This window comes from Vibrio sp. 10N.261.55.A7, from assembly GCF_002877365.1.
Classification (GTDB): domain Bacteria; phylum Pseudomonadota; class Gammaproteobacteria; order Enterobacterales; family Vibrionaceae; genus Vibrio.
In genome coordinates this window covers 1-1,173 of the sequence record NZ_MCWZ01000232.1, presented here as the reverse complement: position 1 = coordinate 1,173, position 1,173 = coordinate 1, and the positions used below count along the sequence as shown (strand labels likewise).

Here is a 1,173-nt window from a genome sequence, read left to right as displayed (position 1 = left end):
CATCATGGGCTCTCAACTTACCTTTGGCGCTGCCATCATAATTACTGCGATTGCTGCCATTATTGGGTGCACTATTGGTATTTTAGCGGGAATGACTAAGGGCCTTTTATCAAGCACGTTAAACCACTTGCTCGACACCATAATGTCCATCCCCTCTCTGCTTCTGGCGATTATTTTCGTTGCCTTTCTTGGCTTTGGTGAATTCAATATTCTATTGGCCATTTGCTTAGCTTTGATCCCTAGGTTCATTCGAAGTGTCTATATTGCTGTCCACGCTGAGATCGAAAAAGACTACATAATGGCTGCTCGCCTCGATGGCGCCAATGATTTCTACCTACTTTGGAACTCCATACTCCCAAATATCTTAATTGTCATCGCCACTGAACTTACGTATGCGTTGTCGATTGCAATCTTAGACATAACAGCCCTTGGATTTCTAGGGTTAGGGGCACAAGCGCCTAGCTCTGAGTGGGGAGCGATATTGGGAGACTCAGTGGAATTGATATACCTCGCTCCTTGGACAGTGACCCTTCCAGGCTTTGCGATCATGGTGGCAGTGGTTATCGTTAACCTCGTCGGTGAAGGGGTTCGCCAAGCTCTAAACGCAGGGACCGAATAATGCCTTTATTAGATATTCGTCACCTAACCATTGAAATCGATACCCCTCAAGGGCTGGTTAAAGCCGTTGATCGAATGAGCCTGACTCTCAATGAAGGTGAAATCCGCGGATTGGTGGGTGAATCAGGTTCAGGGAAAAGCCTAGTTGCTAAGGCTATTGTTGGCGTTTGTAAAGAAAACTGGAACGTCACCGCCGATAGAATGCGTTTTGGCAATATCGATTTACTGCAACTGACACCCCGAGAGCGAAGGAAAGTAATCGCCCGTGACATAGCAATGATTTTCCAAGAGCCTTCGACCTGTCTCGATCCGTCCGAACAAGTCGGTAAGCAGCTTGTCGAATCTATTCCGTCCAAATCATTTACAGGCAGATGGTGGGAGCGATTAAAGTGGCGTAAGAAGCAAGCAATAACACTTCTTCATAAAGTAGGGATTAAAGATCATAAAGGCCTAATGGACAGCTATCCGTATGAATTAACCGACGGAGAGTGTCAAAAAGTCATGATTGCAATGGCGATTGCGACCAAGCCAAAAATACTCATTGCCGACGAGCCA

At 46.1% G+C, this 1,173-nt stretch carries 2 protein-coding genes; both read left to right on the top strand.

Going from position 1 to position 1,173, the window contains the following annotated elements:
- Positions 1–619: ABC transporter permease subunit (locus tag BCU12_RS10960; protein WP_241909812.1), on the top strand; the 619-nt coding region annotated here is incomplete at its 5' end.
- Positions 619–1,173: ATP-binding cassette domain-containing protein (locus tag BCU12_RS10955; RefSeq protein WP_133153869.1), on the top strand; the 555-nt coding region annotated here is incomplete at its 3' end. The genes BCU12_RS10960 and BCU12_RS10955, both read left to right, overlap by 1 nt.